Origin of the sequence: Pseudomonas sp. NFACC10-1, assembly GCF_900119195.1 — a bacterium.
GTDB classification, from domain to species: domain Bacteria; phylum Pseudomonadota; class Gammaproteobacteria; order Pseudomonadales; family Pseudomonadaceae; genus Aquipseudomonas; species Aquipseudomonas cerasi.
This window is the reverse complement of sequence record NZ_FPJB01000008.1, coordinates 240,307-266,179: the sequence shown is the minus strand read 5'-3', so window position 1 is coordinate 266,179 and position 25,873 is coordinate 240,307. Positions and strand designations below refer to the sequence as shown.

23 protein-coding genes are annotated in these 25,873 nt (G+C 59.7%); 4 read left to right on the top strand and 19 right to left on the bottom strand.

Annotation, left to right across the window (positions count from 1 at the left end):
• Positions 1-21: 21 nt before the first annotated feature.
• The 7 genes from BT119_RS22245 to iolC form a co-directional block, all read right to left on the bottom strand.
• Positions 22-1,032 (bottom strand): bifunctional inositol 2-dehydrogenase/D-chiro-inositol 1-dehydrogenase, encoded by a 1,011-nt coding sequence (locus BT119_RS22245; protein WP_002554084.1) that lies wholly within the window; start codon positions 1,030-1,032, stop codon positions 22-24.
• A gap of 67 nt (positions 1,033-1,099) precedes the next feature.
• Positions 1,100-3,037: a 3D-(3,5/4)-trihydroxycyclohexane-1,2-dione acylhydrolase (decyclizing) gene (iolD, locus tag BT119_RS22240; RefSeq protein WP_072366933.1), complete on the bottom strand. Its 1,938-nt coding sequence runs from the start codon at positions 3,035-3,037 to the stop codon at positions 1,100-1,102.
• 58 nt (positions 3,038-3,095) lie between these two features.
• Positions 3,096-3,926 (bottom strand): TIM barrel protein, encoded by an 831-nt coding sequence (locus BT119_RS22235; protein ID WP_072366932.1) that lies wholly within the window; start codon positions 3,924-3,926, stop codon positions 3,096-3,098.
• A 35-nt stretch (positions 3,927-3,961) separates the two neighbouring features.
• Complete coding sequence (locus tag BT119_RS22230; RefSeq protein ID WP_003370525.1) at positions 3,962-5,464, bottom strand: CoA-acylating methylmalonate-semialdehyde dehydrogenase; 1,503 nt, start codon at positions 5,462-5,464, stop codon at positions 3,962-3,964.
• A gap of 28 nt (positions 5,465-5,492) precedes the next feature.
• Entirely contained in the window at positions 5,493-6,302 is an 810-nt protein-coding gene (gene iolB, locus BT119_RS22225; RefSeq protein WP_003436377.1) for a 5-deoxy-glucuronate isomerase, read from the bottom strand.
• 13 nt (positions 6,303-6,315) lie between these two features.
• Complete coding sequence (gene iolE / locus BT119_RS22220) at positions 6,316-7,221, bottom strand: myo-inosose-2 dehydratase (RefSeq protein ID WP_003436374.1); 906 nt, start codon at positions 7,219-7,221, stop codon at positions 6,316-6,318.
• 58 nt (positions 7,222-7,279) lie between these two features.
• Complete coding sequence (gene iolC, locus BT119_RS22215) at positions 7,280-9,217, bottom strand: bifunctional 5-dehydro-2-deoxygluconokinase/5-dehydro-2-deoxyphosphogluconate aldolase (RefSeq protein ID WP_072366931.1); 1,938 nt, start codon at positions 9,215-9,217, stop codon at positions 7,280-7,282.
• Positions 9,218-9,500: 283 nt separating this feature from the next.
• On the opposite strand from iolC, the gene BT119_RS22210 reads away from it, so the two are divergent.
• Entirely contained in the window at positions 9,501-10,409 is a 909-nt protein-coding gene (locus BT119_RS22210; RefSeq protein WP_003315787.1) for a MurR/RpiR family transcriptional regulator, read from the top strand.
• 11 nt (positions 10,410-10,420) lie between these two features.
• Here BT119_RS22210 and BT119_RS22205 read toward each other — a convergent pair whose 3' ends face one another.
• The 3 genes from BT119_RS22205 to BT119_RS22195 are packed head-to-tail and all read right to left on the bottom strand — an operon-like array spanning position 10,421 to position 13,448.
• A complete protein-coding gene (locus tag BT119_RS22205) occupies positions 10,421-11,419 on the bottom strand; it encodes a lysylphosphatidylglycerol synthase domain-containing protein (protein WP_054081622.1) in 999 nt (332 codons plus the stop codon).
• Positions 11,416-12,666, bottom strand: a complete 1,251-nt coding sequence (gene clsB, locus BT119_RS22200) for a cardiolipin synthase ClsB (RefSeq protein WP_044308554.1) — start codon at positions 12,664-12,666, stop codon at positions 11,416-11,418. The genes BT119_RS22205 and clsB overlap by 4 nt, the downstream gene beginning before the upstream one ends.
• Positions 12,663-13,448 (bottom strand): endonuclease/exonuclease/phosphatase family protein, encoded by a 786-nt coding sequence (locus tag BT119_RS22195; protein ID WP_003370515.1) that lies wholly within the window; start codon positions 13,446-13,448, stop codon positions 12,663-12,665. The genes clsB and BT119_RS22195 overlap by 4 nt, the downstream gene beginning before the upstream one ends.
• Positions 13,449-13,653: 205 nt before the next feature.
• On the opposite strand from BT119_RS22195, the gene BT119_RS22190 reads away from it, so the two are divergent.
• Positions 13,654-14,193, top strand: a complete 540-nt coding sequence (locus tag BT119_RS22190; protein WP_003370513.1) for a cytochrome b — start codon at positions 13,654-13,656, stop codon at positions 14,191-14,193.
• Between the two features lies 1 nt (position 14,194).
• On the opposite strand, the gene BT119_RS22185 is transcribed toward BT119_RS22190, so the two are convergent.
• The 3 genes from BT119_RS22185 to psrA form a co-directional block, all read right to left on the bottom strand.
• Positions 14,195-14,935 (bottom strand): S-methyl-5'-thioinosine phosphorylase, encoded by a 741-nt coding sequence (locus tag BT119_RS22185; RefSeq protein WP_054081621.1) that lies wholly within the window; start codon positions 14,933-14,935, stop codon positions 14,195-14,197.
• A 9-nt stretch (positions 14,936-14,944) separates the two neighbouring features.
• Positions 14,945-15,943, bottom strand: coding sequence for a beta-N-acetylhexosaminidase (nagZ, locus tag BT119_RS22180; RefSeq protein ID WP_170846041.1), 999 nt, complete (start codon positions 15,941-15,943; stop codon positions 14,945-14,947).
• 120 nt (positions 15,944-16,063) lie between these two features.
• Positions 16,064-16,780: a transcriptional regulator PsrA gene (psrA, locus tag BT119_RS22175; RefSeq protein WP_003370508.1), complete on the bottom strand. Its 717-nt coding sequence runs from the start codon at positions 16,778-16,780 to the stop codon at positions 16,064-16,066.
• Between the two features lie 256 nt (positions 16,781-17,036).
• Here psrA and lexA point away from each other — a divergent pair, with 256 nt between their 5' ends.
• Both lexA and sulA read left to right on the top strand, forming a co-directional pair.
• The gene (lexA, locus tag BT119_RS22165; RefSeq protein ID WP_003315796.1) at positions 17,037-17,645 is read left to right on the top strand and encodes a transcriptional repressor LexA; all 609 of its coding nucleotides are present in this window, start codon (positions 17,037-17,039) and stop codon (positions 17,643-17,645) included.
• A 9-nt stretch (positions 17,646-17,654) separates the two neighbouring features.
• Entirely contained in the window at positions 17,655-18,125 is a 471-nt protein-coding gene (gene sulA, locus BT119_RS22160) for an SOS-induced cell division inhibitor SulA (protein ID WP_003370506.1), read from the top strand.
• A 14-nt stretch (positions 18,126-18,139) separates the two neighbouring features.
• Here sulA and BT119_RS22155 read toward each other — a convergent pair whose 3' ends face one another.
• From BT119_RS22155 to fadB, 6 genes are all read right to left on the bottom strand, one after another.
• Positions 18,140-18,373 (bottom strand): hypothetical protein, encoded by a 234-nt coding sequence (locus tag BT119_RS22155; protein ID WP_003315798.1) that lies wholly within the window; start codon positions 18,371-18,373, stop codon positions 18,140-18,142.
• Positions 18,374-18,437: 64 nt separating this feature from the next.
• Entirely contained in the window at positions 18,438-18,959 is a 522-nt protein-coding gene (locus tag BT119_RS22150) for a DUF6586 family protein (protein WP_072366930.1), read from the bottom strand.
• 123 nt (positions 18,960-19,082) lie between these two features.
• Positions 19,083-21,695 carry a type I DNA topoisomerase gene (gene topA, locus BT119_RS22145; RefSeq protein ID WP_003436352.1) on the bottom strand — a complete coding sequence of 871 codons (2,613 nt, stop codon included), beginning with the start codon at positions 21,693-21,695 and terminating at the stop codon, positions 19,083-19,085.
• Positions 21,696-21,808: 113 nt separating this feature from the next.
• The gene (locus BT119_RS22140) at positions 21,809-22,045 is read right to left on the bottom strand and encodes a DUF1653 domain-containing protein (protein ID WP_003370499.1); all 237 of its coding nucleotides are present in this window, start codon (positions 22,043-22,045) and stop codon (positions 21,809-21,811) included.
• Between the two features lie 102 nt (positions 22,046-22,147).
• Positions 22,148-23,323 carry an acetyl-CoA C-acyltransferase FadA gene (gene fadA, locus BT119_RS22135; RefSeq protein WP_072366929.1) on the bottom strand — a complete coding sequence of 392 codons (1,176 nt, stop codon included), beginning with the start codon at positions 23,321-23,323 and terminating at the stop codon, positions 22,148-22,150.
• 4 nt (positions 23,324-23,327) lie between these two features.
• The gene (fadB, locus tag BT119_RS22130) at positions 23,328-25,493 is read right to left on the bottom strand and encodes a fatty acid oxidation complex subunit alpha FadB (RefSeq protein WP_044308550.1); all 2,166 of its coding nucleotides are present in this window, start codon (positions 25,491-25,493) and stop codon (positions 23,328-23,330) included.
• Positions 25,494-25,873 lie beyond the last annotated feature (380 nt).

The following is a 25,873-nucleotide window of genomic DNA, read 5'->3' as shown; positions in this document are numbered from 1 at the left end:
GCCCGATTCCAGACACCTCTGTCAGTCATAAAACGCGGGACGCATCTCCAGGGCAATCGGCACGACTGCTCCACTGTTCTGCGCCTGCACACAGGCATCGGCGGCCACCGCAGCGGCATAGCCATCCCAGGCAGAAGGTCCGTAAATCGTGCCCGCGTTAACGCCATCGATGAAGTCCTGCAACTCGACGTCATAGGCGGCAATGAACCGGTCTTTCCAGTCCATCAGGATCGCGTTGGACAATTTCGCTTCGCTACGCAACTGCACTTGGGAAGGCTCAGGCAGTTTGGCAATGCCGCTCTCGCCGACCACTTCACACTGGATGTCGTAGCCGTACTGGCAGTTGACGAACACTTCGACGTCGATGCGCGTGCCTCTGGCCGTTTCCAGCATCACGATCTGCGGATCTTTCATGTGCGCAAGGGCCTTGCTGGTCTTGCGCGGGAACACCACCTGTACCGACACATAGTCATCGTTGAGCAGCCAGCGCAGCACATTGAGTTCATGAATCAGAGTGTCGGTGATCGCCATGTCGGTCTTGTAGTTCTCGCCGACCCGAGGGTTGCGGTGCGCACAGTGAAGCATCAGCGGTTCGCCGATCCGGCCGCTGTCGATCACCGATTTCAGGGCGCGATAGCCCTGATCATAGGGGCGCATGAAGCCCACTTGAACCAGACGCCTGCCGCTGGCGATCTCGGCCTCGACAATGTGCCGGCAACCCTCGGCGGTAACGGCCAAAGGCTTTTCGCAGAACACCGGCTTGCCTGCGGCAATGGCCGCCAGCACGTACTCTTCATGGCTGGGGCCCCAGGAACAGACCAGCACCGCCTCGACGTCGGGCGCGGCAATCAGCGCGTGGCCATCGGCATACACTTCGGCGCCGATGTCCAGCTCGCGCACCACTTTGGCTGCCTGCTCCAGGTTGATGTCGGTGACCGCTACCACCTGACTGCCAACCAGCGTTTTGCTGCAACGCCGGATATGATCCTGACCGATTGCGCCTGTACCGATCACGCCGAGTTTCAATGCCATTTTCATGTTCCTTTTTTTATTGGATGTTGCCGTGAACGGGTCACGGGCGCTGAACGATAAACAGTGATCAGTACTGTCGAGCCTTGGCCAGTTCGCGGTTGAGTTTTTCGTACACCTGGGCCGTGGTGCCGGTCGTTGATACTTCGGCAACGCCGACACGCCACCACGACAGGTATTTGTGGATCATGGTCTTGGGCAGGACCTTGATGTCGATCAGCGTCGAGACCGTCTGACGTTGCGCATCGACGAGCGCCTGACGCAGTTGTTCGGCGGTGCTGACCTTATAGGTCTTGCAGCCATAGGCGGCAGCGCTCATGGCGAAATCCACCGGTACAAAGTCGCCGTCGAGCTTGCCTGTTTCGGGATTGCGAAAGCGGAACTCGGTGCCGAAACTGTCCATGCCGTGCTCCATCTGCAGGTTGTTGATGCAGCCGAAGGTCATGTTGTCCAGCAACACCACATTGATCTTGCGCCGCTCCTGAATCGAGGTCGCCAGCTCTGAATGAAGCATCATGTAAGAGCCATCACCGACCAGCGCGAAAACCTCGCGGTGCGGCGCAGCGAGCTTGACGCCCAGTGCGGCATTGACCTCATAGCCCATGCATGAATAGCCGTATTCGACGTGATAGGTGTCGACCCCGGTGCTGCGCCAGGCACGCTGCAGGTCGCCCGGCAAACTGCCCGCCGCCGCAACGATCACTGCGTCAGAAGGCAGGTTCTGGTTAAGGATGCCCAGTACGCCGCTCTGGGTCAGACACGAGCCGGTCAGCTCGATGAACTCGCGCAGCACGGCCGGATCCAAGTGATCGTTGATTTCCGGGACGAAATCCTCGCTCTGGTACTCGACCGCATACAGGCGATCAACCTCGGCAGCCAGCTGCGCACGGGCTGTCTGCGGCGCATCGCCCCAGGCAGCACGGTAACCGCTGGCTTGCAGGCTTTCGGTCAGTGCCTGCAATGCCTCCTGCGCATCGGCCAGGACCTGCACGCCATCCAGCTTCTGCACATCGAAAGCGCCGACATTGAGGTTGAGAAACTGCACATCCGGGTTTTGGAACAGCCATTTCGACGCGGTGGTGAAATCGCTATAGCGGGTGCCGACGCCGATGATCAGGTCCGCCTCTTTCGCCAGCCGATTGGCCGCCACCGTGCCGGTTTCGCCGATGCCGCCCATGTTCAGCGGGTGCGCCGAAACGATGGCACTCTTGCCTGCCTGGGTTTCGGCGAAAGGGATATCGAAGCGCTCGGCAAAGGCTTGCAAGGCATCGGCTGCGCCGGAGTAACGCACACCACCACCGCAAATCAGCAGCGGTTTGCGCTTGCCGGCCAGCAGCTTCAATGCGTCGTCAAGCATGGCCTTGCTGGGCGGGCGGCGGTCGATACGGTGCACACGTTTTTGCAGGAAGCTGTCCGGATAATCGTAGGCCTCGGCCTGCACATCCTGAGGCAGCGCCAGCGTGACGGCACCGGTATCAGCCGGGTCGGTCAGTACGCGCATGGCATTTAGAGCTGCGCTCATCAACTGCTCGGGACGGTTGATACGGTCCCAGTATTTGCTCACCGCCTTGAACGCATCGTTGGTGCTGATGCTCAGGTCGTGAAACTGCTCGATCTGTTGCAGCACCGGATCGGGCTGGCGGCTGGCGTAGACGTCCCCCGGCAACAGCAGCAACGGAATGCGGTTGGCCGAGGCGGTTGCGGCGGCGGTGATCATGTTCGCCGCGCCTGGCCCGACCGAAGAGCTGCACGCGTAGATCTTGCGCCGCAGGTGCTGCTTGGCAAAACCGATGGCGGCGTGGCACATGCCCTGCTCGTTACGGCCTTGATGAACCACCAGGTCGCCGCTGTCCTGTTCCAGCGCCTGCCCAAGACCCAGCACGTTGCCATGCCCGAAAATGGTGAAGATGCCAGCGACGAATTTGCTCTGCACGCCGTCGACTTCGACGTACTGATTATCGAGAAACTTCACCAGGGCCTGGGCCATGGTCAGTCGGGTTGTACTCATGTTCGCACCTTGTTGTTGTTTGAGGTGGCCAGGGTTTGAGGCGGCCTGACGGCTGACGTCAGTGACGCTGCGAAACGGCTCGTGACAAGTGCGTCATGCTCGCCGCTATCGCCTGAGGGATGTCGGCCAGCGCATGGACGCTTTCGGCGAATGGTTCGAACGACAGATGGCCCTCATAGCCGCTGTCCAGCAAACGCTCGATCTGCGATGCATTACCCAGAATGTCAGCTTCGCCGACCAGCACGCGATGGCCATCGCGAATGCTGTTGAGCGGTGCCTGCGCATCCTCGACACCGGAGATATGCACCAGCCCGGTCAACTCTGGAAACAGCTCGACCTCACCGGCCAGGTGGTGGTGAAAGGTGTCATGAACCAGCCGATAAACGTCCAGCCCACCCACCGCCCTGATTGCGTCCACCGCCTGACGTTTGAGGCGCAACGAGCACTCCTCGAAGCCCAGCGGTTCGACGAAGCCGAGAATGCCGTGCTCACGAAGAATCGGTGCCAACGCAGTCAACGCGGTGCGCAACCCCGAAGCGCGCTGCGCGCCGTTACGCGGATCTGCACGGTCATTGAGCGGACATAGCACCAGACCGCGCGCACCGCAGTCGCGAGCGTACTGCGCAAGCTTCGTCGCCTGGGCTGCGCGCTCTTCATTCCAGACATCGAATGGGTACAGGGCGTTGATGGACAGCACCTTTACCCCTCGGGCAGCGCAAAGGTCACGAACGACCTGGGGTGCAGTGCCGTCCTCGATCTCGATACCCTTGAGGTCGTTGCGAATCTCGATGGCATCGGCACCCAGCTTCACCGCCAGATCGACGAAACCTCCCAGAGACAGGCGCGGCGCGACCATTCGATTAAGGGCGAAACGCAGAGGTTGGTTCATTGTTCTTGTTCTCCGCAACATTCCATTGATGAAGGCTATTTGGCAGTCGGCATACTGAACTCGGGGCCTTTGGCGATGCTGTCCGGCCAGCGTTGCATGACGCTTTTGTAGCGGCTGTAAAAACGCAGGCCTTCTTCGCCATAGGCATGGTGATCGCCAAACAGCGACCGCTTCCAGCCGCCAAACGAATGCCAGGCCATGGGTACCGGGATCGGCACGTTAATGCCGACCATGCCGACCTTGATGCTGCGAGCGAACGCGCGGGCCACGCCGCCATCGCTGGTGAAGCACGACACACCATTGCCGAACTCGTGGGCGTTGATCAGCGCCACGGCGCTGGCAAAATCCGCGACGTGGACGATGCCCAGCACCGGGCCGAAGATTTCTTCCTTGTAGATCTGCATCTGCGGCGTGACGTGGTCGAACAGCGTCGCGCCGACGAAAAAGCCCTGCTCGGCACCCGGCACCTTGAAGTTGCGCCCATCGACGAGCAGCCTGGCGCCCTCTTTGACGCCCTGATCGATGAAACCCTCGACCTTGGCCTTGTGCACGGCGGTGACCAGCGGCCCCATGTCCGAATCGGCCTGCATGCCGTTGCCGACCTTGAGCTGGTCGATGCGCGGCAGCAGCTTGTCGATAAGACGCTGGCCGACATCGCCGACCACCACGGCAATCGAGATCGCCATGCAGCGCTCTCCGGCCGAGCCATAAGCCGCCCCGATCAGGGCGTCGGCGGCCTGATCCAGATCAGCATCGGGCATCACGATCATATGGTTCTTGGCCCCGCCCAGTGCTTGCACGCGCTTGCCATGGGCAGTGCCTTGCTGATGGATGTACTCGGCGATCGGGGTCGAGCCGACGAAGGAAATGGCCTCGATGTCAGGGTGTTGCAGCAACGCATCGACCGCCACCTTGTCACCCTGCACCACATTGAAGACGCCATCGGGCAGACCGGCTTCCTTGAGCAGGCGCGCCATCAGAAGGCTGGCCGATGGATCGCGCTCGGAAGGTTTGAGGATGAAGCAGTTACCGGTCACCAGCGCCATGGGAATCATCCACAAGGGCACCATGACCGGAAAGTTGAACGGCGTAACCCCGGCGCAGACGCCCAGTGGCTGACGCAGGTTCCAGTTATCGATACCACCGCCGATGTTGTCACTGAAATCGCTCTTCAGAAGACTGGGGGCACCGCAGGCAAATTCGACGATCTCGATACCGCGCACCACCTCTCCGCGCGCGTCGGACAACACTTTGCCGTGCTCGCGGCAAATGATCTGCGCCAATTCGTCATGGTGCTGGTCCAGCAGTTCCTTGAACTTGAACATCACCCGCGCCCGGCGCAGCGAGGACTGCTCGGCCCAGGCCGGAAACGCCGCCTTGGCCGCCGCAACCGCTTCATCCACAGTCTTCACGCTGGCCAGCGCAACACGCGCCTGGACCGTGCCGATTGCCGGATTAAAGACATCGCTGTAACGCTCACCCTCGCCATTGTTCAGGTGTCCGTTGATGTAGTGGCCGATCACCGGTGACTCGTTCATCTCATGCCTCCAGAACAAAAATGGGAAATCAGAGATCCAGCAGCCAGCTGTGCTGCGGATCGTTGTGGAACTGCCAGGCGCGCGTCGGGCCGGCCATTACGTTCAGGTACCAGGATTCGTAGCCGTAGGGGACGGAGACCGGGTGGTAGCCCTTGGGCACGGTCACCAGGTCATTGTTTTCCACGGCCATGGCCTGATCGATGCTGCGGTCGTCGGTATAAACCCGCTGAAAAACGAAGCCCTGCGGCGGGTTGACCTGGTGGTAATAGGTTTCTTCGAGAAAGCTCTCGTGCGGCAGGTTGTCCCGGTCGTGCTTGTGCGGCGGGTAACTGGAGGAATGCCCGGAAGGTGTACGCACCTCGACCACCAGCAGCGAATGCGCCGCTTCGCTGTCCGGCAATATGTCGCACACATAACGGGTATTGGCGCCCTTGCCGCGTACGCTGCGCTTCATGCTGCCCGGCATGATCAAGCGTGCCGGAAAATGTTTGCCGGCATCGCCCGGCGCCGTGCATACGGCAAGCTGCACCGCGCCGCGTGCGACAAACTGCGCCTGGCTATGCGGCGGCAGGTAGACCGCGAACGGTGATTTTTCTTCGAACACCGATTGCCGGTCGCCGATGTTTTCCCAGCTGAAAGCGCCCTGCCCCGGCGCTTCGCCACTGACGCTGGCGTGCCCGGTCAGCAGGACCACGCACAGCTCGTTTTCTCCTGCGCTCAGCGGCAGGCTTTCTCCGGACTCCAGGCGGTAGGCGGCGAAGTTCACGTATTCCAGCGAACCGGGGGCCAGCGCTACGACGTCGCGGCCAGTGGATTTGCTCTTGGTCAGCAGATTCATGTTGCAGCCCTCCTTATCGTGCATCGGCCAGCAGTTGGCGCAACGTGTCATAGCCCTTTTTGGCGTACACATAGCTGGGCGCTACGGCGGGGTCCTGTTCGGCCTCGACCACCAGCCAGCCGTTGTAACCGGCCTGCCGCAAGACCTTGAGCAGCGCCGAGAAGTCAATATCGCCGTCCCCTGGCACCGTGAAAGTGCCGTTGATGATGCAGTCCGGAAAGCTCCACAGGTTGTTGCGTGCCAGTTGCACCACCGGCTTGCGCACGTCCTTGAAATGCACATGGCAAATACGCTGGATGTGCTTGCTCAACACTTGAAGAGGTTCGCCACCGCCCATGTAGCAATGCCCGGAATCGAACAGCAGCCCGACCTCCTCGCCGGTCAGCGCCATCAGCCGGTCGATATCCTGCGGCGACTCGACGTAAGCGCCCATGTGGTGGTGATACGCCAGGCGCACGCCTCGGGACAGGGTGAAACGTGCCAGCTCGGTCAGTTTTTCGGCGTATTCATGCCAGGCGGCATCGGTGTGAAAACGTGGACGTTCGACCAGCGGGATACGTTGCCCCTGAATCGAGTCGGCCACCTCGCCGTACACCAGCACCGAAGCGCCATTTTCGGCGAGCAGGTGCACATGCGCAGCGATGGCTTCGATTTCCTCGGCCACCGAACGCCGCGCCAGGCGGCTGGAATACCAGCCGGACACCAGCGCCAGGCCATGGGGACGCAACACATCGCCGACGCCCTTGGCATCTTTCGGAAACTTGCCGTTGAGCTCGAAGCCCTCGTAGCCAATGGCTTTGCCTTCGCTCAGCGCCGTGCTCAGCGGTGTTTCTCCGCCGAGGGCCGGCAAATCATCGTTGCTCCAGGAGATCGGATTGATGCCGATGCGGATTCTGGGTGTGGAAGTCGAAACGGGCATGGCTGCACCTTTTTTGTTGTTATCGCGACGTTGTTGTGGCGTCGAAATCCGGAACGAATCAGGCGCGGCTTTCGCGCCAGGACTCGATCAACCAGTTGAAGGTGCTCTGCACCCGACTGATCAGCGTCGCATCGTCTATTTCTCCGGCCATCCAGGCCCGGCTTGGCTCACGGAATATTGTCCGGCCGACAGCAAAGCCCTGGCAGACGCGGCTGTGGCGTGCTTCGGCAAAGCCTGCAGCGAGGTCTTCGACAGGCGCATTGAGCCCGAGCAGTACCACGCCGCGGCAATACGGATCGCGTTGCTGGATCAGTTCGTCCAGTTGCTGCCAGACCTGCGCGCTCTGCGCCTCGATCTTCCACCACGCCGGGTAGATGCCCAGGTTGTACAAGCGCTTCAGCGAGCGAAGCATCACGTCCGGGTGAGGCGACGGGTGATCCTTGGGCGGAATGATTTCCAGCAGCAACTCATGGCCGCTGACTTTCGAAGCGTCGTAGAGCGCCTTGATCTGCGCTTCCTGCTCCAGACGCAACATCGGCTCGTCATCGGGGTGATATTGCACCAGGCACTTGATGATCTGCTCTTGCGGCCAGGCGAGCAGATTGCTGCCGATGGAGCGACCGTGCTCGAAGGCCAGCGGCCTTGAGCCCTGTACTTCCACCGGACGCGCCACCCACCAGCCGCGACCGGTTGCGGCGTTGAGTGAATCCTGACCGAAGCGCTGGTCGGCAAGCAGACCGACATCGGCTTCGATGCCGCGCTTGCGCAGGTCGGCTTCGACCCGCTCGACCGCCTGCACGAACAGCTGCTTGAGCTGGCTGATGCTGCCCAGATCACGCCCGGCCTGTTGCGCCAGTTCGACTAGCTGGCCGCGATGATCGAAGGCAAAGATGAACAACTGCCGCCACTGCTTGCGCGGCACGCTGACCTGATGCAGCCGTTGCAGGGCGACATCCTGATCAGGACGGGTAATGGGTTCAGGGCTGTTGAACAGGTAATCGAGTTCGGCCGGGGTCGGCATCGCGGGCGCACAGGCATGCCGCGACACCACCAGCCCGCCACAGGCATTGGCCAGCTGGCAGCAGCGTTCGTCACTGGCTTCCTTGAGCCAGCCGCTGAGAAAACCGGACATGAACGCGTCGCCCGCACCGAGCACGTTGAGTACTTCGACCTGCACGCCGGGGTAGATGGCGCCCTCTTCCAGCCGCGCAGGAATGGCCCCGTGAATCACCGTGCAGCCTTGCGGGCCGAGCTTGACCACCAGCGTTGCGGCCGTCAGTTCACGCACCTTACGCAGGGCCGCGAGCAAATCGGTCGAACCGCCGGCAATCTGGAATTCTTCTTCGGTGCCGACGATCAGGTCGAAACGCGGCAGGATGCGCTGCACATGCTGGCTGACCTTCTGATCGGCAACGAACCGGGTCTCACCATCGGCCTTGCCTGCCAGCCCCCAGAGCACCGGGCGGTAGTCGATATCCAGCACGCGCTTGACGTTGTGCTTCTCGGCATAGTCGAGCGCCTGACTGCTGGCCCTGAACACCTGATCAGTGGAGAAATGCGTGCCGGTGATCAGCAGCGCCTTGCTCGAGGCAATCTGCTGCTCGTCGATGTCCTCGGCGCGCAGGGCCATGTCAGCGCAGTTTTCACGGTAGAACACCAAGGGGAAGGTTTCACGATCCTTCAACCCCAGCAGCACCATCGCCGTCAGACGCTCGGGGTCGCGCTTGATGGCGCTGACATCACAGCCTTCGCGGGCCAGGGACTCGACCAGAAAACGGCCCATGTGGTCGTCGCCGACCCTGCTGAGCATGGCCGACCTGAGCCCGAGCCTGGCCGTGCCGAAGGCGATATTGGCCGAAGACCCGCCCAGGTACTTGGCGAAACTGGAAACGTCTTCGAGTCGCGCCCCCACTTGTTGCGCATAAAGGTCGACGCCCAGGCGTCCGAGGCAAATCAGATCCAACTGACGCCCAGTGGCAAAGCGTGTCTGGCCCATGGTGGCTCCTGTTATTTTTATCAGCCTGCAGCGCCTGCATCATGTGTACACGCTGCTTTGTGAATGCAGCGTAAAACGTCAAGACACATCAATCAATATTTTTTCTATAATTATTTTTAGTGGAATATTTTTTCCATACCAGCACTCAAGTGCTGGCACACTGCGCAGGCGGGTAGGATATAGTCGTCGTTCCTGCCCCAAGGCAGCCTCCACCGTCAGGCCCACAACGGTCGTGCTGTGCGCGCCGTTGCCCTGAAGAAGAACAAGCAGAAAGGATTTGAATATGACCAGCGCCGATCAGCCCACTCTGCCCGGGACGAGCGTCGACATGCCGCCGAACAGTGCCGAAGGCTTGTTGCGGCTGATCACTGATGAATACGAGGGCCTGCCGCGTCAGCTCAAGCGGATTGCCAGCTATATGAGCCAGCAGAGCGACCGGATCATGGTTGACCGGATCAGTGACATCGCCCGCGAGTGCGAAGTCCACCCTTCGGCCATCGTGCGATTTTCCCAGCGTTTCGGGTTCAGCGGTTTCAGCGAGATGCAGGCGTTGTTTCGCGAGGCTTATACGCACAAGACCACGCCGGTGCAGAATTACCAGCAGCGTATCCGCAGCCTGATCGCCAACAAGTCACAAAAGGCCAATGCAGGCGATCTGGCACGTGAATGCGTCAGCGCCACCCTCTCCGGCCTGGAACGCCTGAGTGTCGAGCTGGATGACGATGAATTCGAGAAAGCCGTGGACCTAGTGGTCAACGCCGACAACATCTATGTGGTGGGCGTGCGCCGCTCATTCGCGGTGGCTGATTATCTGGTCTACAACCTGCAACACACCAACAAGCGCATTCATCTCATCTCCGGCCTAGGGGGCAGCTATCGCGAGCAAATGCGCAGTGTGCGCGCCAATGACCTGGTGATTGCCATCAGCTTCACGCCGTATGGCAAGGAGACCCAGCACTGCCTGCGCATCGCCCAGCACCACCAGGCCAAGACGCTGATCATCACCGACAGCAACCTGTCGCCGCTGGCCAAGCGCGCCAACTCGGTGCTACTGGTCAACGAAGGCAGCTCGTTCGCCTTCCGCTCGCTGAGCGCCACGCTATGCCTGTGCCAGGCGCTGTTCATTGCCGTGGCCTATCGCCTGGAACTCAAGGTCGATGAAATACACGAGCAGGTCGGGTTTGATGACTGAGGGCTGAGCCCTCAGGATTTGGCTTCCTCGCCCATGCGTTGCTGGTTCTTCTCGCCCATTTTCTTCGCGCGTTTTTCCAGCACCAGATACACCACCAGTGCCAGCAGCAGCGGCAGCAGGAAGTAGATCGCGCGGTAGCCGATCAGCGCTGCGAGCAGGCTGCCCTTGGAGAACTGGTGCGCCAGCAAGGTGATGAACACGGTCTCAAGCACACCGAGGCCCGCTGGAATGTGAGTGATCACACCGGCGATGCTGCTGATCAGCAACACACCGAGAATCGCCGGATAAAACGCCTTGTCCGGCAGCAGGGTGTAAATCACCGCGGCCATCAACGACCAGTTCAGAGCGCCCAGACTGGCCTGCATCAGCGCCTGCTTCATCGACGGCAGATTGAACTCCTGATCACGGATGGTCCATGAGCGTTTCTTCGAAAACCGGCAGGCCAGCAGGTACGCAAAACACACCGCCAACAGTCCGAAGCCGATCAATTGCAGGGTTGTGGTGCCGATCGACCACTCCTTGGGCAACTCCAGAAAGCGCATCGAAAACACAAAACCGGCCAGCAGCATGTAGCCCAGCCAGTTGGTAATCAGGCTCAGGCTGAGAATCCGCGTGATGGTCGAAACATCCAGCCCCAGTCGCGAATACAAGCGGTAACGCAAGGCAATGCCGCCCACCCAGGAACTGAGGTTGAGGTTGAACGCGTAGCAGACAAACGTCACCGGCACGATCTGCTTGATCGACAATGTGTGCCGGGTGTAATAACGCGCCAACACGTCAAAGCCGCAGTAGGTCGCGTAGCTGGCAAAGGCCACAACAGCCGCGATAGCCAGGGTGCTGGCCTTGTAGGACGCCAACGCCTGTTTCACCTCTTGCCAGTCAAGCTTCTTGACCAGCATAAACAGCAGAACCGGGACGGCGATAAAGAAAAACAGATTGAACGCCCGCTTTGCCCATTTCCACTTGGTTCCCTGCGCACTTTGCGGCGCTGCCTGCGTGGCTTGGGTCATAGGGTTTTCTCCTGGTCCATCGGATGGTTGTTCTGCTGCTGTTCGATCACTTTCGCTTCGGGCACTACATCACCGGCACGCAGGGGCTTGAGGCGTACACCGTGAACCGGGAACAAGCCGGCAATGGCCGGAAAACGGCGCAGGAAAAAGAAACTCAAGACGATCATCGGCGCACGCCACCACTGGCCACGCGCCGCGCCCTTGAGGCTCATCTGCTTGCTGTGCGCAGCGGCAAGCTCCATCAGGTGGTTTTGCAGATGCTCATTGAGCCCGCGATCACGAATGAACAGATTGGCTTCCAGGTTCAGCGCGAGGCTCAGCGGGTCAAGATTGCTGGAGCCCACGGTGGACCAGTCCTGATCGATCAGCGCGACCTTGCCGTGCAGTGCACGTTGCTTGTACTCATGAATGACCACGCCGTCGCGCAGCAGGTAGGTATACGTCAACCGCGAGCAAACCCGTACGAACGGCATGTCGGGCTGACCTTGCAAAATAAGGGTGACCTTGACGCCCCGCCGTGATGCATTGCGCAGCTCACGCAGAAAGCGGTAGCTGGGGTAAAAATACGCATTGGCCAAGGTGATCCGTTGCTTCGCAGCGCGAATCGCCTTCAGGTACTGCTCTTCGATATCGGTACTGTGCTCGTCATTGTCACGCTCGGCGAGCAGCATGCTGGCGTCACCGGCGCGGTCCAGCTTCAGTGCAACGGGCGGCAATTTGTCACGAACGACCTTGCTGAGCATATTCAACGCGCTGTGGTGAATATCGCCAACAATCGGGCCGCGGACCAGAACGGCATAGTCCTGTTTGGCCGTCACCCCCGTGTCAGTCATGTGATCGACGCTGTAATTGATGCCGCCGATAAAGCCCAATTCGCCGTCGATCACCACCACCTTGCGGTGCAGCCGGCGAAACAGGTTGGTGCGCATGCCCATGAACCTTGGGCGCGGATCGAACAGCTGAATCTGGATACCGGCGTCGATCATGGTTTTGACAAACGTCGAACTCAGATCCGAGGTGCCATAGTCATCCACCGTGACGACCACCTTCGCGCCATTCGCAGCGGCTTCGAGCAACGCCTGTTGCAGACCCTCGCCGATTCGGTCTTCAAAAATGATGAAGGTCTCGATCAGCACCTCTTTGCGCGCGGCACGTATGCACTCGAATACCCGGGCGTAGAAATCCTCGCCATTGATCAGCAACTCTACCGAGTTGCCGTCGCGCCACTGCCCTGTCGTATTGCTCATAAGGTCAACTCCACCGCCAGCGGTGCATGATCGGAAAGGTGGGACCACGGTCGGCTGGACAACACTTTCGGCCGGTGGGACGTTGCATTGCGCACATAGATCCGGTCCAGCCGGAGTAATGGCCAACGGGCCGGAAAGCTTTTCGCCGGTGCCCCGAAGCGCTCTACGAAAACCTCGTGCAGCCCGCTGCCCTGCAGCGACGCATCGGCGCGTTGGCGCCAGTCATTGAAGTCACCGGCAACGATCACCGGCTCGCCTTCGGGAATACGCGCCATCAGCTCGTTAAGCAGTTTGAGCTGCTGACGTCGATGGCTTTCACGCAGTCCCAGGTGCACACAGACCGCATGCACCCGGCCCGCGTGTGGCACCTCGAGAATGCAGTGCAACAAGCCGCGCTGCTCGGTGCCATGAATGGAAATGTCGAGGTTTTCATGCTGGATGATCGGGTATTTGGACAGCAACGCGTTGCCATGATCGCCATCCGGATACACCGCGTTGCGGCCGTAGGCAAAATCACTCCACATGCTGTCGGCCAGAAACTCGTACTGCGAAATCGTCGGCCAGTCCTTGACCCTGCGCGCGTGGCTCTGGTGTTCGCCGTGCACTTCCTGAAGAAACACGATATCGGCCGATACAGTGCGCACAGCTTCACGCAGCTCGGGCAGAATGAAGCGGCGATTGAAAATGCCAAAGCCCATGTGCATGTTCATGGTCAGTACATTCAATGAAACACTGGCGGACACAGGTGTCGCTGGGCCGACAGGCGGATTGGCACTGGTCAAGACTTGCTCCCGGGTGAATATTCACGGCATATGAAGCCACCCGTGAGCACAGGTTCCGTCGCGTATCTCACGTGCTGTGTATTTGCCATATGCAGTGGCGCAGAGATACACGTGAAAAAAATCAGGCCAACATGAAACGCAGGCGCCTGATAGACAGCCTAAGCTGTCTATCAGTCCTGCAAAAAAAGAGACAAGGAATCAAACCGTGGATGCATCGACTTCTCAACGCTACACCGCCCGAGCCAGATGGCTGCACTGGGCCATGGCCATTCTGATCGTGCTGGCGTACACCCTGATTCTGAGCCGCACCCAGTTCAGCAAGGGCTCGGAATACCGCTTGCTGGTCGTGCAGAGCCACTACTGGGTCGGCATTCTGATTCTGATCATGGCGTTTTTCCGTGTCGCCGAGCGTCGACGTCATCGTCCGCCCGGGATCACACCGCCGCTTGAAGGAGCGTTGCGCATCGTCGCAACCCTGACCCATTACGCGCTGTATGCGTTCCTGTTTGCCCAGCCGTTACTGGGCCTGCTGACAGTGATGGTGGAAAAAGGCGCGCTGCCCATTCCCCTCACCGATCTGCAGATTCCCTGGCCGCTGGCCACCTCGGACCACCTGGCCGAGACGTTCGAAGACGTGCACAAACTGCTGGGCTCGATCTTCTACTATGTCATCGGTCTGCATGTGATTGCTGCGCTCTGGCACCACCTGGTGCGCAAGGACAATACCCTCAAGCGCATGCTGTAACTCAGGACGCCGACAGGACCCGGGCAAGCGTGGCCTTCACCTTGCCCATCCCCTCACGCAGGGCCTGTTCGATTTCCGCCATGGTAATGACGGTCGTCGACTTGCCCGCTGCCGGATTGACCACCAGCGCCAGGCAGGCGTATTCAAGCTCCAGCTCACGAGCCAGCGCGGCCTCGGGCATGCCAGTCATGCCAACGATGTCGCAGCCATCGCGCTCCAGGCGGATGATTTCGGCAACGGTCTCCAGACGCGGTCCCTGGGTGCAGGCATAGACGCCCCGGTCGGAGAACGCGCATCCCTCGGCAGTCAATGCTGCAATCAGCCGGGCGCGCAGGGGCTCGCTGTACGGATAGCTGAAGTCGATGTGCGTGACCTCTTCCAGATCATCGGCAAAGAACGTGTGCTGGCGACCGCTGGTGTAGTCGACCAGATCATGCGGCACACAGAAATGCCCGGTGCCCATGGCCGGATGAATGCCACCGACTGCGTTGACCGCAAGAATCGCTTCGGCACCCGCCTGCTTCAGTGCCCAGATATTGGCCCGGTAGTTGACCTGATGCGGCGGCAAGCGGTGCGGGTGGCCGTGGCGCGCCAGAAACATCACCTCGCGACCGGCATAGTCGCCGATCTGGATTTCGCTGGAAGGTGCGCCATAAGGGGTGTTCATCGGCAGGGATTGCCGAATGTTCAGGCCCTCGAGCTGGGTCAGGCCGGTGCCGCCAATAATCGCGTAAACAGTCATCGCAAATCCTTAATCGATCAGTTGAGCAGCGCGCAGAGCCTGGAGCGCGGTCTGCCAGCGCGGGTGTTGCCGATAGTCGGTACTGGCCGATGCCTGACCGCGCATGCGCGCGATACGTGGCGAAGGCTTGACCTTCAGACGCTGCGCAGCGCCCAGCGCAAGCTCGGCGGCCGCCCGGTCGTTGCACACCAGGCCCATGTCGCATCCGGCTGTCAGCGCCGCTTCGATACGGCTCGCCGCATCCCCGACCACATGAGCGCCGGCCATCGACAGGTCGTCACTGAAAATAACACCGTCAAATTGCAGTTCGTCGCGCAAAATGTCCTGCAACCAGCGCCTTGAAAAGCCTGCGGGCTGCGAATCGACTTTCGGGTAGATGACATGCGCCGGCATCACTGCAGCCAGTTGCTGACTCAGACGTGCAAACGGCACCAGATCACTGGCGCGGATCTCTTCGAGGCTGCGCTCGTCATTCGGAATAGCCACATGAGAATCGGCTTCAGCCCAGCCGTGGCCGGGAAAATGCTTGCCGGTGGCAGCCATGCCTGCAGCGTTCATCCCACGAATGAACGCCCCTGCCAGCAACGCCGCGCGCTGCGGATCGCCTTCGAACGAACGCGTGCCGACCACGGCGCTGCGCTGGTAGTCGAGGTCCAGCACCGGGGCGAAGCTCAGGTCCAGTCCGACCGCCAGCACTTCGGTCGCCATCAGCCAGCCGCAGTGTTCAGCCAGAAGCTCGGCATCAGGCTTGTCGGCAATGGCACGCATTGGCGGCAAGCGTACGAACCCCTCACGCAGGCGCTGCACCCTGCCGCCCTCCTGGTCGACGGCCAGCAGCAGGTCCGGGCGCACGGCCCGAATTGCGGCGCTCAGCTCACGAACCTGACGGGGATGCTCGATGTTTCGGGCAAAGATGATCAAACCGCCCACTTCGGGCTGACGCAAAAACTGACGGTCTTCGCTGGTCAGCCAGGTGCCGGCGACATCGACCATCAGGGAGCCTTGCAGGCCAGAACTCATAGAAAAACCCTTACACACCAGTGCTCGTTCACAATCCGGGCATGGTGCTTGATCCTGAAGCCCGACGCAATCCGACACGCCGGTGCCGCTTGATTCAGGGCAAGGGCTTCAGGCCTTGGCGACCGCTGGTGTGCCGGTGCTGCTCTTGGTACGCGGCCTGAGCTGCGCGGCGATCATTGCCGGGTCGCTGACGCCGGTGTCGGCGCGCATGCCGGCGGCCAGAAACGGTACCATCAGGCGCATGACCTGCTCGATGGAGGTATTGACGCCGAAATCGGTCTCGGCAATGGCGCGCAGGGCCTTGATGCCGGACATGCTGAACGCGGCAGCACCGAGCATGAAGTGCACGCGCCAGAACAGCTCGATGGGCGGAATGCGCGGGGCCGCTTCGTTGACCAGTGTCATGTAGCGACGGAACACCTTGCCATACATGTCTTCGAGGTAGCGGCGCAGGTGGCCCTGGCTCTGACTGAAGGCAAGCCCCAGCAGGCGCATGAAGATCGACAGGTCGTTACCGCTGCGTGGCTGCACCACAAGCGCCTGCTCGACGAGAATCTCCAGCAGTTCCTCAAGGCTTGGCTTGTGCTCGGGCTTTGCCTGGCGACGTTCCAGTTCGCGATCAAGACTGATGCAGAAGGGTCCCAGAAAACGCGAGAATACGGCCTGGATCAACGCCTTCTTCGAGCCGAAGTGATAGTTCACTGCTGCCAGATTGACCGACGCCTTGCTGGTGATAAGGCGCAAGGACGTTTCGGCAAAGCCTTTCTCTGCAAACAACTGCTCGGCAGCATCAAGAATGCGTTCAACGGTTTCCGACTGGGCCATGGCTCTCTGCCTAACAAACGAACGTTTGAAACATACGTATCAAACGCCTCGGTTGTCAAGCCGGGCCGTTCATTTTGTGGCCGAACAGTCACGGTAATGGATGTTAAATGACAAAACGCAGGTGTTACCGAGGTTTTGGACGAGAAGCGCTACGCGGGTTGACCACCGCCTGGCGGCGAAAATGAAATGGATGATTGCCAACGCGCCTTCACTGTATATAATCCCAGTCACTGTATAAAAAGCCAGAGCGCCCCTCATGATCAAACTGACGCCACGCCAGGCTGAAATCCTGGGTTTCATCAAACGCTGCCTGGAAGACAACGGGTTCCCGCCGACACGTGCGGAAATCGCTCAGGAGCTGGGCTTCAAATCGCCCAACGCGGCGGAAGAGCACCTCAAGGCCCTGGCCCGTAAGGGCGCCATCGAAATGACTCCGGGTGCTTCACGCGGCATTCGAATTCCCGGCTTCGAAGCGCGGCCCGATGACAGCAGCCTGCCGGTCATCGGCCGCGTCGCAGCAGGTGCACCGATCCTGGCTCAGCAACACATCGAAGAGTCCTGCAACATCAACCCGTCCTTCTTCCACCCGAGCGCCAACTACCTGTTGCGCGTTCACGGCATGAGCATGAAGGACGTCGGCATTCTGGATGGCGATCTGCTCGCCGTGCACACCACGCGCGAGGCCCGCAACGGCCAGATCGTGGTTGCCCGGATCGGCGATGAAGTGACCGTCAAGCGCTTCAAGCGCGAAGGCAGCAAGGTCTGGCTGCTGGCGGAAAACCCTGATTTCGCACCCATCGAGGTCGATCTCAAGGATCAGGAACTGGTGATCGAAGGTTTAAGCGTCGGCGTCATTCGCCGCTAAGGAGACGTTATGCAGTTCCATCAAGCACCGCATTCGCAATTGCCGCTGTTCGAGGCGTTTCTGGCCCAGCCCATCGCCCCTCTGCTCACAGATGCAGTCGAAACGCCGTGGGGCAACGACCCAGAGCCCTTCAGTGAACTGTCATTGCGTGGCGCTGCCGGGAACTGCCTCAGCCTTCTTGCACCCATCCTTCGGGAATTGAGCGAGGAACTGGATGCGCGCTGGCTGACGCTGATCGCACCGCCATCCAGCCTGACCCAGACATGGCTGCGCGATGCGGGGCTCAACAGGGAGCGAATTCTTCTGCTGCAGCCACGCGGTACGCAAAGCGTACTGGAGCTGACGCGCGAAGCACTTCGACTGGGCCGTAGTCATACGGTGGTGAGCTGGATCAACCCGCTGGGCGCCATAGCGCGTCAGCAATTGATCAGTGCAGCAAAAATCGGGGAAGCACAGAGCCTGAACATCCGGCTGGGCTGAGGCCCAGTCGTCGATCAGTGCAGAACGTGAGGCACATCATCCTTTTCGATTTCGCCTTCAGCCAGGCGGCCAGCCATCTGCACACCCACACTCAACATGGCTTTGGCGACTTCGACATGCTGACCTTGCATGAAAGCTTTGGCATCCGCAGAGAAATCAAGCGTTACCAGGGAACCCTCGTCATCGGCACGACGCAGCTCTATACGTCCGTCAGGTAGTTCGACAATTTCCAGGAAAGAGGTAGGCATTGGTACAGTTACTCCGCGATAAGCCGGCATTGTAACAGCCTGCCAGCCCTTACTTCATTGGTTTTCAGCATTCGCTCAGGCCTTCACGAAAACGGATGGCCAACCCTTTGAGTTGTTGACGCCAATTTTCAAGCTCTTCACGTGAGAGTTCAGACTCCGGCTCGGCGTCCAGGTTCACTGCCTGTATCATCGGCTGCGTGACATCACCCTTGAGCTTTTTCGGCGCACGAGGCGGCTCATATAACGCGTTATAGGCCGACAGCAGTTGCGCAAGCCATGTCTGGCGATTCTGGGCAAGCTCTACCAGCTCGGCCATTTCGGGGATGGCGATGGCGTCCAACACTTCCTGCGTCAACAATTCTTCCGCACGACGCGCGCCGGCTTGTGGCAGACGGTAGTAGCCTGCGATCTCGTGGCACAGGCCCAGCAGCGCACCGTACAGATGAAACAGCGCGGACTCGCGCTCTGCCTGCAACAACGCAGGAGAGTTCACCGCCTGTCCCTTCTCCGCCCTGCCCAACGCCTCGAGCGAGAGCCCTGCGAAATAGATTTTCTGGTTGGTACGGGTATAGAGCTCATGGGCCATGGCGACACTCTCCACAACGATGGGATAGAGAACAGCATAGCCTGCGGCGCCTGGACAGGCCGGCGAAACAGGCTGGTGCCTATCGAAAACAGCGCCCGGCCCTCTTGAGCCGCGCGCTTGCGATCAACGCTTGTCTTCAACCTTCCAGGCGCTGCCGTCGTAGAACGCACGCCAGCCGGTAGGCTTGCCCTCTACTTCGGTCTGGACATATTGCTCTTTGGTCTTGCGACTGTAGCGGATCACTGCTGGACGACCGTCCGGATCCTTCTTCGGCGCTTCGCAAAGGAAGTGATACTTGGGATCGATTTCGTCCTTGTGCGGGGCGATTTCGATGACCAGCGGTGCGCGGGTTTCGCGATTCTTCGGGAACTGGCTGGCGGCCAGGAACAGGCCCGAAGCGCCATCACGCAGTATGTAGGTATCGTCAACCTTGTCGCACTTGAGTTCCGGCATCTTTACCGGGTCCATCTTCGGCGGCGCTGCGTCACCGCTTTTCAGCAGTTTGCGGGTGTTCTTGCAGTCCGGGTTGGTGCAGCCGAAGAACTTGCCGAAACGGCCGGTCTTGAGCTGCATCTCGCTGCCACACTTGTCACATTCCAGGCTCGGACCTTCATAGCCTTTGATACGGTAAGTGCCTTCCTCGATCTCGTAACCAGTGCAATCAGGGTTGTTGCCGCAAATATGCAGCTTGTGCTTCTCGTCCAGCAGGTAGGCGTCCATCGCCGTGCTGCAGATCGGGCAGCGATGCTTGCCGCGCAGAACCCGTGATTCGGACTCACCCTCGTCATCGTCGGCAATTTCGTCGCCGGGAGTCAGATTGACGGTCGCCTTGCAGCGTTCCTTGGGTGGCAGGCTGTAGCCGGAGCAACCCAGGAAAACGCCCGTCGAGGCTGTACGGATCTGCATCGGACGGCCGCACACTTTGCACGGGATGTCGGTCATCACCGGCTGGTTGGCGCGCATGCCGCCATCAGCGGCCTCGGCCACGTCGAGCTTTTTACGAAAATCACCGTAGAACTCGTCCAGCACGTTTTTCCAGTCGCGCTCCCCCTGAGCCACGTCATCGAGGTTTTCTTCCATCCCGGCGGTAAAGCCATAGTCCATCAGGTTGGAAAAGCTTTCGGACAGACGTCCGGTGACGATGTCGCCCATCTTTTCCGAGTAGAAGCGGCGGTTATGCAACGCCACGTAGCCACGGTCCTGGATGGTCGAGATGATCGCTGCGTAGGTCGACGGGCGACCAATGCCCCGTTTTTCCATCTCCTTGACCAGACTCGCTTCCGAGTAACGCGCAGGCGGCTTGGTGAAGTGCTGGCTTGGATCGAGCTTGTTCAGTTTCAGGGTTTCGCCCTGTGCCATGTCCGGCAAAACATCGTCATCGCCCGGCTTGGCCATCTGCGGCAGCGCACGGGTATAACCATCGAATTTCAGGATGCGGCCCTTGGCGCGCAGCTCGAAATCGCTGGCGGCGACCGTGACGGTGGTCGACAGGTATTGCGCAGGCAGCATCTGGCAGGCCACGAACTGGCGCCAGATCAACTCGTAAAGACGCTCGGCGTCACGCTCCATCCCGGTCAGTTTGCTCGGGTGAGTGTTGACGTCGGAAGGTCGAATCGCTTCGTGAGCCTCTTGCGCGCCTTCCTTGCTGCTGTAGACGTTGGGCGACTCCGGCAGGTACTTCTTGCCGAATTCGGTCTGGATGTAGTCACGCGCCATGCTGACTGCGTCAGCCGACAGGTTGGTCGAGTCGGTACGCATGTAAGTGATGTAGCCCGCTTCGTACAAGCGCTGGGCCATCATCATGGTCTTCTTTACGCCGAAACCCAGACGGTTGCTCGCCGCCTGCTGCAGGGTCGAGGTGATGAACGGCGCCGATGGCTTGCTGCTGGTCGGCTTGTCTTCACGCTTGACGATGCTGTAGCTGGACGCCTTGAGCTTTTCAAGAGCGGCCATGGCCTGGGTTTCATTGAGCGGTTTGAACGCTTCGCCGTTTTCACGCGCTACTTCGAAACGCACGTTGGCGCCCTTGGCGGTGCCCAGATCGGCGTGGATCTCCCAGTATTCTTCAGGGTTGAACGCGCGGATTTCACGCTCGCGCTCGACCACCAGCTTCACCGCAACCGACTGCACACGCCCGGCGGACAAGCCACGGGCAACTTTCTGCCAGAGCAGTGGGGAAACCATGTAGCCGACGACGCGGTCGAGGAAGCGACGCGCCTGCTGGGCATTGACCCGGGCGATGTCCAGTTCGCCTGGCTTGGAAAACGCCTCCTGGATGGCTTTTTTGGTGATCTCGTTGAACACCACGCGCTTGTAGCGGCTGTCATCACCACCGATGGCTTCGCGCAGGTGCCAGGCAATGGCTTCCCCTTCGCGGTCCAAGTCCGTCGCGAGATAGATGGTGTCGGCATCCTTGGCGAGCTTGCGCAGCTCTTCGATGACCTTTTCCTTGCCGGGGAGGATCTCGTACTTGGCTTTCCAGCCGTGTTCCGGATCGACTCCCATGCGCGAGACCAGCTGGCGTTGCGCCTTTTCTTTCGGCGTCAGTACCGGGCCTTCGCCCGCAGCGGCCTTGCCACGCTTGGCGGCAGGATCTTTGGCGGCACTCGCCGAACCGCTGGTGGGCAGGTCTCGGATATGGCCGATACTCGACTTCACCACGTACTGGTTGCCCAAATACTTGTTGATGGTCTTGGCCTTAGCCGGGGATTCCACGATGACCAGCGATTTGCCCATGGATCAGAAAATTCCTGAATACTAGATGAAAGACAGTGAGGAGCTTGTAAAGGCCACGCTATATATAGTGGCTACAAGGTGAGGTCAAGCACAGCCTGTTGTGCAATCGCCTCTCACGTTCGGGAAAACAGGCTGGGTTCAGCCTCAATCAGAGCAAAGCGCGGGACGTGCTCGCCGTCAACCTCGACCGACTCCAGAAACATGCTCAAGGGACGTACCCACATGCCGAAATCGCCGTACAAAGCCTGATAGAACACGACTTCCTCTTCGGTTTCGGAATGTTTTGCAACGCTGAAAACCCGGTAGTGCGGGCCCTTGTAATGGCGATAGAGCCCTGGCTGCAATTGCATGTCGCGGTCCTCTTGTAACACGTCCAGAAAATTTGCCTGAAACCATTTTTCCAAAAAACAAAAGCCGGGGCACCAAGCCCCGGCTCGCATCACACTCAGGAATCAGACGCGTTCGAAAACGGTCGCGATGCCCTGACCCAGACCAATACACATGGTCGACACGCCGAAGGTGCCGCCATTTTGCTTCATGACATTGAGCAAAGTGCCGGAGATGCGTGCACCGGAACACCCGAAAGGATGCCCCAGAGCGATGGCGCCGCCGTGCAGGTTAACCTTCTCGCTCATCTTGTCGAGCACTTTCAAATCTTTCAACACCGGCAAGGCCTGTGCAGCGAAGGCTTCGTTGAGCTCGAAGAAGTCGATATCGGCAATACTCAGACCAGCGCGCTTGAGCGCTTTCTGAGTGGCCGGAACCGGACCATAACCCATGATTGCGGGGTCGACACCGGCCACCGCCATCGAACGAATCACCGCCATCGGCTGGATGCCGAGGTCCTGGGCACGCTGGGCCGACATGACAATCATGCACGACGCACCGTCGGTGATCTGTGAAGACGTACCGGCAGTCACGGTGCCACCTTTTGGATTGAAGGCAGGCTTGAGTGCCGCCAGACTTTCCAGGGTGGTGTCCGGACGAATAGTCTCATCGTAGTCGAAGACCTTGAGGAAACCGTTCTCGTCATAGCCCTGCATCGGGATGATCTCGTCCTTGAACTTGCCTTCCAGCGTTGCCTTGTGCGCCAGCTGGTGGGAACGCAGGCCGAAAGCGTCCTGCTGCTCGCGGGTGATGCCGTGCATTTTCCCGAGCATTTCAGCGGTCAGGCCCATCATGCCGGAGGCCTTGGCGGCGTGCAGGGACATGTGCGGGTTCGGGTCGACGCCATGCATCATGCTGACATGCCCCATGTGCTCGACACCGCCGATGACGAACACGTCACCGTTGTTGGTCATGATTGCCTGAGCAGCCGTGTGCAGCGCGCTCATGGACGAACCACAAAGACGGCTGACCGTCTGGGCGGCCGAGGTGTGCGGGATCTGGGTCAGCAATGACGCCATGCGCGCAATGTTCCAGCCCTGCTCCAGGGTCTGGTTGACGCAGCCCCAGATCACATCCTCGACTTCGGCCGGATCGACCTTGTTGTTGCGCTCGAGCAACTTGCTGATCAGGTGCGCGGACATATCTTCAGCGCGGGTGTTGCGGTGCATGCCGCCCTTGGAGCGGCCCATCGGGGTGCGACCGAAGTCGACAATCACGACGTCTCTTGGATTAAGGCTCATTGGTTCATTCCTCGGAAGACGCTTGACCGAAGAAGCTCTGGCCATTGGCGGCCATCTCACGCAGCTTCGCGGTCGGTTGATACAGGGCACCCAGTTCGGCGTATTGGTCAGCCAGGGCAACGAATTCGGCAACACCGATGGAATCGATGTAGCGCAGCGCGCCGCCACGGAACGGAGGGAAACCGATACCGTAGATCAGGCCCATGTCAGCCTCGGCAGCGGTTTCGACAATGCCGTCTTCCAGGCAGCGGACCGTTTCCAGGCACAGCGGGATCATCATCCAGTTGACGATGTCTTCATCGCTGACCTCGCGTTGTTCGTAGACAATCGGCTTGAGCACGTCCAGCACCGCCGGGTCATTGACCTTCTTGGGCTTGCCCTTCTTGTCGGTCTCGTACGCGTAGAAACCCTTGCCGTTCTTCTGCCCGAGGCGCTTGGCATCGTACAGAGCGTCGATCGCAGAGCGGCGATCGTCCTTCATGCGATCAGGGAAGCCTTCGGCCATGACATCACGCCCGTGGTGTCCGGTGTCGATACCGACCACGTCCATCAGATAGGCAGGACCCATCGGCCAGCCGAATTTCTCCATGACCTTGTCGATGCGCACAAAATCCACGCCTGCACTGACCAGTCTGGCGAAACCACCGAAATACGGGAACAGTACACGATTGACGAGGAAGCCCGGGCAATCGTTGACCACGATCGGGTTCTTGCCCATTTTCTTGGCGTAGGCAACGGTCGTGGCGACCGCTTCTTCACTGGATTTCTCGCCACGGATCACTTCCACCAGCGGCATCATGTGCACAGGGTTGAAGAAGTGCATGCCGACGAAGTTTTCCGGGCGCTTGAGGGCCTGGGCCAGCAGGCTGATCGAGATGGTCGAGGTGTTGGACGCCAGAATGGTGTTTTCACCCACATTGGCTTCGACTTCGGCCAGTACCGCCTGCTTGACCTTGGGATTCTCGACGACTGCTTCGACGACCAGATCGACGTTACCGAAATCGCCGTAGGACAGCGTAGGACGAATGGCGTTAAGCGCTTCGGCCATCTTCGCAGCGGTCAGACGACCTTTCTCCAGACGACCGCCAAGCAGTTTGGACGCTTCGTTCAGACCCAGTTGAATGGCTTCTTCGCGAATATCCTTCATCAGGATCGGCGTGCCTTTGACTGCCGACTGATAGGCAATACCGCCGCCCATGATCCCGGCGCCCAGTACGGCAGCCTGTTTCACGTCCTTGGCGATTTTGTCGTAGCCCTTGGCTTTCTTTTTCAGCTCCTGATCGTTCAGGAACAGGCCGATCAGGCTCTGCGCAGCAGCAGTCTTGGCCATTTTCACGAAACCGGCAGCTTCGATCTCCAGTGCCTTGTCACGACCGAAGTTGGCGGCTTTCTGGATGGTCTTGATGGCTTCTACCGGGGCCGGATAGTTCGGGCCGGCCTGACCTGCGACAAAGCCTTTTGCGGTTTCGAATGCCATCATCTGCTCGATGGCATTGAGCTTGAGTTTGTCCAGCTTCGGCTGACGCTTGGCCTTGTAATCGAACTCGCCGGAAATGGCGCGCTGGATCAAATCAAGGGCGGCAGCCTGCAGCTTGTCGGGCGCAACCACCGCGTCCACGGCACCAACCTTGAGCGCATCTTCTGCGGCGTTTTCCTTGCCCGAGGCGATCCACTCGATCGCGTTGTCAGCGCCGATAATGCGTGGCAGACGCACGGTGCCGCCAAAACCCGGGTACAGGCCGAGCTTGACCTCGGGCAGACCGACGCGAGCGCTGCTGGCGATGACTCGATAATCTGCGGCCAGGCACATTTCCAGACCGCCGCCTAGCGCAATACCGTTGATTGCGACGACAGTCGGCACGTTCAGGTCTTCGAAATCACTGAAAATCCTGTTCGCTTCCAGATTGCCAGCGACCAGTTCAGCTTCCGGCAACTTGAAGTTGTCGACGAATTCGGTGATATCGGCGCCGACAATGAATGAATCTTTGCCACTGGTGACGATCACGCCCTTGACCGATGCGTCGGCCTTGAGCGCGTCGACTGCCTGGCGGAACTCATTGAGGGTGAGACGGTTGAACTTGTTGACGGACTCACCCTTGAGGTCGAAATTCAATTCGACGATGCCACTTTCAAGAGCCTTAACCGTGATGGCTTTACCTTCGTAAATCATCAACTGATCTCCACAATATGGAAGCTGAACAATACCCGCCGGACCTCAATGTCCGACGGGGCTACGACGTCGCCGTCGATGAACACGCCAAATCACACGCTTACCGCCGCGACGTGGTAGTCGGGATTCTGTGAGAGCCCTCTGACGACCAAACGCTCATTTCATACGCCCGTTTGATTTGGGTACGCACACCATCAGGCATAACCACAAGATTGTCAATTCGACAAAACGCCTGAAAATTCGCGTTTTAACAGGAACATGCCGAGGCCCCATAATGCCCGCTGCAACCTAAGATCTTCCATCATTCGCGGTAATGATAGTGCTCACTTGAATGCCCTGCAGTTGCTGGACGCGGAGCGCGGTAATAAGCCGCCACGCCA